The organism is Paraburkholderia polaris, assembly GCF_012927345.1.
Classification (GTDB): Bacteria; Pseudomonadota; Gammaproteobacteria; order Burkholderiales; family Burkholderiaceae; genus Paraburkholderia; species Paraburkholderia polaris.
Map to the genome: position 1 here is coordinate 1 of NZ_JABBGJ010000110.1, position 4,681 is coordinate 4,681.

Sequence of the window (4,681 nt, forward strand, 5' to 3'; positions counted from 1 at the left end):
GAACGCCGAGCGCGAGACGCCCATCAAGGTCCGTCAGATCAAATATTTGAACAACATCGTGGAGCAGGACCATCGAGCCATCAAACGCCGAACCCGACCGATGCTCGGGTTCAAGGATTTCAACTGCGCGCGCGTCATTCTGAGTGGCATCGAATTGATGCACATGATCAAGAAGGGACAGGTGAAATGTTCGGGCAGAACTTCGCTGTCTGCCGCCCAGCAATTTTACTCGTTGGTTTCGTAAGCCATCCTTCGCATATCACCTTTGCTTGACCCGCTTTCCTTACAGCGACAGAACCACCGAGACGCAGTGCGCAAACTTTTTGCCGGCAATCCCGAAGGGTGGAACGCGCACGCTGCTACGTCCGGTTATGAGGTGGTTTTGCACCAGCCTTTCGACTATCAAAAGGAGCGCTCGTGCTTATTCGTCGCAGCGTGCCAAAGATTGAGACGATTCCGCAAGAGTCGCCGGTGACGGCCGTGCCGCACTTGGAAGTAAATGTGCGCACCCAAAGGAAAGGTTGGCCTTGGCGTTGACCCAAGGTCGTGAGGCATGCGCTCGCGGCCGTGCTCATAGAGTCGGCTGTCCGGGCAAGCTTACGAAGCTCTCGATAAGCCTCAGCAGGTCTAGCTCGTCGGGTCCGGTGCCCCATCGGCTGTATCCTGCGACAGATGCAATGGCAAACCACGAAAGCGGCGGAAACCATTCTGCTCGCACTGTGATGCCCGCGATGATTCGTAGCCGTCCGTGTCGCTCAGGAATTCAGCGTGAATGTTTTCGCCGCCCACAATTTTGCTGGCAATGACTGGCACCGACCGAAACATGATGCTCACCTGCCGTTTACGGCTGATAAAAAGTGGATGTTCGTGTGTTAGCTATCCAAAATAAAACGAACCTGGCCTAAGGGTTTGCATCAACTCGTCGAATTGACGACGAAGGCGAGGTGACTGATGGGCGCTAGGTGTTGAGAGGCAATTTGCATGCCGCGCGGAGCCGAAGACCTTCAACCGAGCTTTTGCCCGCTTTGCATTTGCTATTGGTTCTGTTCGGAGCAGTTGCGGTTGTCGGATGCACGAATGTGAACAACGAGGCACCTGGTCTGTGCTGCACAGCACGCAGGGGTAACCATCGACTCCTGCACGACGAGCACCATCAGCATGCGCATGATTTTAATTAGGGCGGTGAGTAGCCGCAGACGTGTCCCGAGCAGTACGTGCCCGATTACTCAGCCGCATGCGCACTTTCCCGACATCCATCACCGGCATCAGTGCATACGGCAGGCGCCAAAAAGTCGGGCCGTTACCATATCTCAAGACGATCGGCTTGCCCTGGCATAGACGGTACGGACTGAACTGGGGGGCCGCATGCCCGACATGGGCTCCTGCTATCCGCACAGTCTGCCCAACCTCCTAAGATGCGGCGAGCCGAGCGGACCGTCCGAGCAATCTGCTGAAGAGGCTGTTGCCATGCGACACTGCTCACTGAGGAGCCGTCCCCACGCGGACAACCGAAGCGGCAGCGGCGGAGATAAATTCCGCGCGAATAGAATCGCCGACTCTCAGGCTGTCGAGCGATAAACCCGGCGCAACATCGAACTCCTGTGTTTGAGTTGGGCCGCGCAGGGTGACCTTGCGATTCTTCCGGTCGATTTTCAGTACCGTCGCCACGAACTCCACGCTTCGGGTCGAATTGACCTCTCCATTCGACGTTGGCTGTATGACTTCGGTTTCGATTCGCTCGCGGATGCCATTCGATGCCACTTTGTATGCGTGCGTCAGAATTGCATTTCTATAAGCTATATTGACCGTGTCCCCGATTTGTAAGGTTTTTACGTCTGCGATGTCTGGGCTGATTTCGAACACGACCATTTCCCCGCCCGCGTCGCGCAAGGTCACGCTGTTGTACGAGGGGTCTATTCCGGCGACGCTTGCCTGAATGTGTCGTAAGGCTTTTACACCGACTTCGTGTCGTCCTGTACGAGGGCCAAAGTCCTGGGCAACGGCCGATTGAAGTAAAAGCAAGCCGACCGAAACGGCAACACCGACGACAGTTAAGCGGGCCCCGCCTGTTCTGGTTACGCGCATATCTGCCTCCCCAAAAAAGTCGAACGTTTTCCGCCCCTTTATCCACGACGGGGCACGTCCGTGAAGGCAGGTGGCGTGCCACGCAATGCTTCCCGGCGTTTGCTGGCGGACTGACAGGGGCGAGCGCTTATCGCCCGAAGCGCTACGCTCAGCGTACGAAAAAATCTAAGGCTTTAAAGTGGACGCACCCGACCTCGCCTAAAAAGTCGCAGGACAGCAAGCAGGATGACCGCGCCAATCAGCGCCGTGATGAGTGAGCCGATCATGCCGCTTCCCAGGTGCAGACCCAGCGCCCCGCCAAGCCAACCTCCTATGAAGGCTCCGACAATTCCCACGATGATGTCAACCACAATGCCGAAACCGCCGCCGTCGACGATACGACCCGCCAAGGCACCAGCGATGCCTCCGATAATCAGCCAGAAAATGACTCCATGCGAGACCGGGTCCATGTTCCTCTCCAATAGAGCTAAGTCCGCGTTAGCGGCGAGCAAGTAATCCGATGATGAGGCCGCCGATGAGTGCCATCGTGACCGCTTTCCACGGAGCCTCATGAACGTAATCATCGGTCGACTCAGAAACGACGCGGTATTTCGTCTTGACCGCTTCCTGTGCAACAGCAATCTTGTCCTTCAGGTCGGACAGCGTCCGGCCACCGGTTTCTCGGTCATCGTCGCTGGGGCTGGACTTCGTTGCATAGCTGTTGCCCTGTTGAGATGAACCGGCGGAACTGGCCGGGTCAGACGCGACGGGCAAAGTCCCGGCTGCCGGGGCGGTGGGTTGATGCGACTCGGTCATTTGAACCTCCATATTTCGTTGAATGGTCGAACAGTACACAAATGGCCTGCCCGGAGGAGAACGTTACAGGGGAGTGAAAGTCGTAACCGGTGGCGCTCGCGGCAAGTCGGCCTCCCGATGTTACCGGGGTGCGTGATTCGGGCGACGAGCGAGATACGCTTTAACAACCGCTATTTACCGGCGGATGCGCTCGCCGAGCCGGCCTGACTTGCGGCCTTCGCTTTTTTCGCAGCCTCATGGTGCCCTACGGCACATCCGGCGGCGGCCCCAGCCACACCATGCTTTCCCGCAACTTGCCCGGCAACGCCTCCGACAACCGCTCCCTCCGTGCAGCCAGCAGCAGCCGCGTTATTGACCATGGCCATGCTCAAATCGAAGAGGAAACAGCCGAAGAGTCTCATCCATACGAGTCTCCCGAAGTGACATCGTGCGTTTTGCACTGCGCAAAGAACGTACCCACGCAAGCAAGGAACGCGGTGGTCCTTCACGAGGTCGATGTGCGACCAGAATGTGACCAGACATCACGGGCAGACCCTTTCTCAAAATCTCGTACCGACGGCCGCCTGCCCCCTGTCCGCTAGCTTGCGTCGCTACCACGCGCGCACTGGTGCCTGGCGCACGCCAGGTAGCACCATCACTGGATTGGCGGCACGACGCCGAGCTTCTCGGCCAGCATCCGTTCATACACGCCGAAATGCAGGTCCACCTCTTCCTGCGTGACCGTCTGGACCAGGACGTTCACCTGGTCCGGTAGCAATCCCATTACAGTTGAGATTGCGCTCTTGAGTTGCGGTGCACAAATGCGGTCTTCCGCAAGCGTAGTCCCGATGGATATGTGTAACTTTGTTCCTTCCGGAGAACGATTTCGACGATGCGGGCTCGCGCGCTCATGTTGCTATCAACGGCCAGTCTCACAACGCTGGCAAGCTGATGCATCACTTCAGTCGGAAAGCCTTTCGTCGAGCGCAACCTCAACCGATGCTTACCGATACTTAGCCACTCTGTTTCGAATTCCACGGAGTTCTCCTCGGGGAAATTATTGCGCGGATAGTAGGGGCGGACGCCAGCTTTTCAAGAGCGAAAAATTCTTCGGGCAAGGGCTTGAAAATTATTTTGCGCATCCTATTTTCATAGCGCTCAGGCAGTTGCGCGCGAGTTGTCGCGGGTGCTGCGTGTTTCAACCTTGTTTGTCTGCGGCTGGGGCGAACGGACTGGAGCGCTTACGCCGGTTCGTCTCCCCGCCACCAGAGGAGAAAGCGACCATGAGTGACCTTTACTTTGGCACCGAACTCTTCAGCGAACTGGACCGTCTGCAACGGCAGATGTCCACTGTGTTTGGCGGATTCCCATCCAGCCTTCGCTCAAGCCGGCTCGGGACCTTCCCACCCATCAACATCGGGACGACCGACGACACGATTGAAATCGTCGCGTTTGCGCCCGGCATCGATGCGTCAAAGCTGGATATTTCCATCGACAAGGGGCTGCTTACCATCGCCGGCGAGGGTTCTGTCGCTGTAAGGAAAGCGGGTCAAGCAAAGGTGATATGCGAAGGATGGCTTACGAAACCAACGAGTAAAATTGCTGGGCGGCAGACAGCGAAGTTCTGCCCGAACATTTCACCTGTCCCTTCTTGATCATGTGCATCAATTCGATGCCACTCAGAATGACGCGCGCGCAGTTGAAATCCTTGAACCCGAGCATCGGTCGGGTTCGGCGTTTGATGGCTCGATGGTCCTGCTCCACGATGTTGTTCAAATATTTGATCTGACGGACCTTGATGGGCGTCTCGCGCTCGGCGTTC

At 57.1% G+C, this 4,681-nt stretch carries 7 protein-coding genes and 1 pseudogene; 2 read left to right on the plus strand and 6 right to left on the minus strand.

Annotated elements, in window-relative coordinates; all coding sequences use genetic code 11:
* Positions 1 to 244 (plus strand): DDE-type integrase/transposase/recombinase (locus HHL24_RS42985; protein WP_169491299.1); only part of this gene is annotated, 244 nt, incomplete at its 5' end.
* Between the two features lie 1,235 nt (positions 245 to 1,479).
* On the opposite strand, the gene HHL24_RS42995 is transcribed toward HHL24_RS42985, so the two are convergent.
* The 5 genes and pseudogenes from HHL24_RS42995 to HHL24_RS43015 all read right to left on the minus strand — a co-directional run bounded on the left by HHL24_RS42995 (position 1,480) and on the right by HHL24_RS43015 (position 3,897).
* On the minus strand, positions 1,480 to 2,085 hold the full coding sequence (locus tag HHL24_RS42995; protein WP_169491300.1) for a copper-binding protein: 606 nt from the start codon (positions 2,083 to 2,085) through the stop codon (positions 1,480 to 1,482).
* Between the two features lie 173 nt (positions 2,086 to 2,258).
* The gene (locus tag HHL24_RS43000; protein WP_169491301.1) at positions 2,259 to 2,534 is read right to left on the minus strand and encodes a GlsB/YeaQ/YmgE family stress response membrane protein; all 276 of its coding nucleotides are present in this window, start codon (positions 2,532 to 2,534) and stop codon (positions 2,259 to 2,261) included.
* A gap of 28 nt (positions 2,535 to 2,562) precedes the next feature.
* Positions 2,563 to 2,880: a glycine zipper domain-containing protein gene (locus HHL24_RS43005; RefSeq protein WP_169491302.1), complete on the minus strand. Its 318-nt coding sequence runs from the start codon at positions 2,878 to 2,880 to the stop codon at positions 2,563 to 2,565.
* 170 nt (positions 2,881 to 3,050) lie between these two features.
* The gene (locus HHL24_RS44480) at positions 3,051 to 3,245 is read right to left on the minus strand and encodes a hypothetical protein (protein WP_169491304.1); all 195 of its coding nucleotides are present in this window, start codon (positions 3,243 to 3,245) and stop codon (positions 3,051 to 3,053) included.
* A gap of 269 nt (positions 3,246 to 3,514) precedes the next feature.
* A pseudogene (locus HHL24_RS43015) lies at positions 3,515 to 3,897 on the minus strand (hypothetical protein).
* A 245-nt stretch (positions 3,898 to 4,142) separates the two neighbouring features.
* On the opposite strand from HHL24_RS43015, the gene HHL24_RS44485 reads away from it, so the two are divergent.
* Positions 4,143 to 4,514, plus strand: a complete 372-nt coding sequence (locus HHL24_RS44485) for an Hsp20/alpha crystallin family protein (RefSeq protein ID WP_230417823.1) — start codon at positions 4,143 to 4,145, stop codon at positions 4,512 to 4,514.
* On the opposite strand, the gene HHL24_RS43025 is transcribed toward HHL24_RS44485, so the two are convergent.
* On the minus strand, positions 4,438 to 4,681 hold a 244-nt coding region (locus HHL24_RS43025), incomplete at its 5' end, for a DDE-type integrase/transposase/recombinase (protein ID WP_169491299.1). The genes HHL24_RS44485 and HHL24_RS43025 overlap by 77 nt on opposite strands.

Coding starts and splice junctions, on each gene's coding strand:
- HHL24_RS42995 (WP_169491300.1), bottom strand. CDS start 2,085: ATGCGCGTAACCAGAACAGGCGGGGCCCGCTTAACTGTCGTCGGTGTT.
- HHL24_RS43000 (WP_169491301.1), bottom strand. CDS start 2,534: ATGGACCCGGTCTCGCATGGAGTCATTTTCTGGCTGATTATCGGAGGC.
- HHL24_RS43005 (WP_169491302.1), bottom strand. CDS start 2,880: ATGACCGAGTCGCATCAACCCACCGCCCCGGCAGCCGGGACTTTGCCC.
- HHL24_RS44480 (WP_169491304.1), bottom strand. CDS start 3,245: ATGGCCATGGTCAATAACGCGGCTGCTGCTGGCTGCACGGAGGGAGCG.
- HHL24_RS44485 (WP_230417823.1), top strand. CDS start 4,143: ATGAGTGACCTTTACTTTGGCACCGAACTCTTCAGCGAACTGGACCGT.